The organism is Enterococcus sp. C57 (genome assembly GCF_040887305.1).
Lineage (GTDB): Bacteria > Bacillota > Bacilli > Lactobacillales > Enterococcaceae > Enterococcus_B > Enterococcus_B hirae.
This window is the reverse complement of the sequence record NZ_JBFOFP010000017.1, coordinates 1-3,278: the sequence shown is the minus strand read 5'-3', so window position 1 is coordinate 3,278 and position 3,278 is coordinate 1. Positions and strand designations below refer to the sequence as shown.

Sequence of the window (3,278 nt, the reverse complement as noted above, 5' to 3'; positions counted from 1 at the left end):
GCGTGGCGACGTCCTACTCTCACAAGGGGCAACCCCTCACTACAATCGGCGCTAAGAAGCTTAACTTCTGTGTTCGGCATGGTTACAGGTGTATCCTTCTCGCTATCGCCACCACACTGTGGTGTTATCATTATTGAGTTTGCTTTTGCTCACTCAAAACTGGATTTGAAGTATTTCGTAAACTCTACCGAGTTTTTTTCTTTACCAATGTGGTTAAGTCCTCGATCGATTAGTATCAGTCCGCTCCATACATCACTGTACTTCCACTCCTGACCTATCTACCTGATCATCTCTCAGGGATCTTACTTTCTTAAAGAAATGGGAAATCTCATCTTGAGGTGGGCTTCACACTTAGATGCTTTCAGCGTTTATCCCTTCCCTACATAGCTACCCAGCAATGCCCTTGGCAGAACAACTGGTACACCAGCGGTAAGTCCATCCCGGTCCTCTCGTACTAAGGACAGCTCCTCTCAAATTTCCAACGCCCGCGACGGATAGGGACCGAACTGTCTCACGACGTTCTGAACCCAGCTCGCGTGCCGCTTTAATGGGCGAACAGCCCAACCCTTGGGACCGACTACAGCCCCAGGATGCGACGAGCCGACATCGAGGTGCCAAACCTCCCCGTCGATGTGGACTCTTGGGGGAGATAAGCCTGTTATCCCCAGGGTAGCTTTTATCCGTTGAGCGATGGCCCTTCCATGCGGAACCACCGGATCACTAAGCCCGACTTTCGTCCCTGCTCGACTTGTTGGTCTCGCAGTCAAGCTCCCTTCTGCCTTTACACTCTTCGAATGATTTCCAACCATTCTGAGGGAACCTTTGGGCGCCTCCGTTACCTTTTAGGAGGCGACCGCCCCAGTCAAACTGCCCATCTGACACTGTCTCCCACCACGATCAGTGGTGCGGGTTAGAGTGGCCATAACGCAGGGGTAGTATCCCACCAGCGCCTCCATCGAAACTAGCGTTCCGATTTCTACGGCTCCTACCTATCCTGTACATGCGGTACAGACACTCAATATCAAACTACAGTAAAGCTCCATGGGGTCTTTCCGTCCTGTCGCGGGTAACCTGCATCTTCACAGGTACTAAAATTTCACCGAGTCTCTCGTTGAGACAGTGCCCAAATCGTTACGCCTTTCGTGCGGGTCGGAACTTACCCGACAAGGAATTTCGCTACCTTAGGACCGTTATAGTTACGGCCGCCGTTTACTGGGGCTTCAATTCGTACCTTCGCATACGCTAAGCACTCCTCTTAACCTTCCAGCACCGGGCAGGCGTCAGCCCCTATACTTCATCTTACGATTTTGCAGAGACCTGTGTTTTTGATAAACAGTCGCTTGGGCCTATTCACTGCGGCTGATCTTAGATCAGCACCCCTTCTCCCGAAGTTACGGGGTCATTTTGCCGAGTTCCTTAACGAGAGTTCTCTCGCTCACCTTAGGATTCTCTCCTCGACTACCTGTGTCGGTTTGCGGTACGGGTCGTTGTTTTCTCACTAGAAGCTTTTCTCGGCAGTGTGACATCAGGAACTTCGGTACTATTATTTCCCTCCCCATCACAGCTTGTCCGTACAGACAGAAGCATTTGACTCCTATCAAGACTTACTGCTTAGACAGACATTTCCAATCGTCTGCATTCCTTAGCCTCCTGCGTCCCTCCATTGCTCAAACAAAAACAACGAGTACAGGAATATCAACCTGTTGTCCATCGCCTACGCCTGTCGGCCTCGGCTTAGGTCCCGACTAACCCTGGGCGGACGAGCCTTCCCCAGGAAACCTTAGTCATTCGGTGGACAGGATTCTCACCTGTCTTTCGCTACTCATACCGGCATTCTCACTTCTAAGCGCTCCAGCAGTCCTCACGATCTGCCTTCAACGCCCTTAGAACGCTCTCCTACCAATACACCTAAAGGTGTACTCCACAGCTTCGGTAATATGTTTAGCCCCGGTACATTTTCGGCGCAGGGTCACTCGACTAGTGAGCTATTACGCACTCTTTAAATGGTGGCTGCTTCTAAGCCAACATCCTAGTTGTCTGTGCAACCCCACATCCTTTTCCACTTAACATATATTTTGGGACCTTAGCTGGTGGTCTGGGCTGTTTCCCTTTCGACTATGGATCTTATCACTCACAGTCTGACTCCCGGATATGAATGAATGGCATTCGGAGTTTATCTGAATTCGGTAACCCGAGATGGGCCCCTAGTCCAAACAGTGCTCTACCTCCATCATTCTCAATTCCGAGGCTAGCCCTAAAGCTATTTCGGAGAGAACCAGCTATCTCCAAGTTCGTTTGGAATTTCTCCGCTACCCACACCTCATCCCCGCACTTTTCAACGTACGTGGGTTCGGTCCTCCAGTGCGTTTTACCGCACCTTCAACCTGGACATGGGTAGATCACATGGTTTCGGGTCTACGACTACATACTCAAACGCCCTATTCAGACTCGCTTTCGCTGCGGCTCCGTCTCTTCAACTTAACCTCGCATGCAATCGTAACTCGCCGGTTCATTCTACAAAAGGCACGCCATCACCCATTAACGGGCTTTGACTTGTTGTAGGCACACGGTTTCAGGTTCTATTTCACTCCCCTTCCGGGGTGCTTTTCACCTTTCCCTCACGGTACTGGTTCACTATCGGTCACTAGGGAGTATTTAGCCTTGGGAGATGGTCCTCCCGGATTCCGACGGAATTCCTCGTGTTCCGCCGTACTCAGGATCCTCCTAGGTGCCTTCCAAATTTCATCTACGGGGTTTTTACCCTCTTTGACTGACTTTTCCAAGTCATTCGACTATCTGAAAGAACTACCATATCGGAGTCCTACAACCCCAATGAGCAAGCTCATTGGTTTGGGCTTTTCCCGTTTCGCTCGCCGCTACTCAGGGAATCGAATTTTCTTTCTCTTCCTGCAGGTACTTAGATGTTTCAGTTCTCTGCGTCTACCTCGAATGCGCTATGTATTCACGCAAACGTAACATCCTATAAAAGATGCTGGGTTCCCCCATTCGGAAATCTCTGGATCATAGCTTACGTACAGCTCCCCAAAGCATATCGGTGTTAGTCCCGTCCTTCATCGGCTCCTAGTGCCAAGGCATCCACCGTGCGCCCTTATTCACTTAACCTTATCAACCTTGCGGTTGGGTTTTGATCTTTCTTCTAGCGATAGAAGTCCGATCAAGAAAATAAGCAATTGAACTTATTAAAAAACTCATTCAACGCGGTGTTCTCGGTTTGTATTACTAATTTACTTCAAATATCCAGTTTTCAATGAACAAAA

2 rRNA genes are annotated in these 3,278 nt (G+C 49.6%); both read right to left on the bottom strand.

Features of this window, described 5'->3' with window-relative positions:
- A 5S ribosomal RNA gene (gene rrf, locus AB5M32_RS13575) occupies nt 1-116 on the bottom strand.
- A 93-nt stretch (nt 117-209) separates the two neighbouring features.
- A 23S ribosomal RNA gene (locus tag AB5M32_RS13570) occupies nt 210-3,123 on the bottom strand.
- Nucleotides 3,124-3,278: the final 155 nt, after the last annotated feature.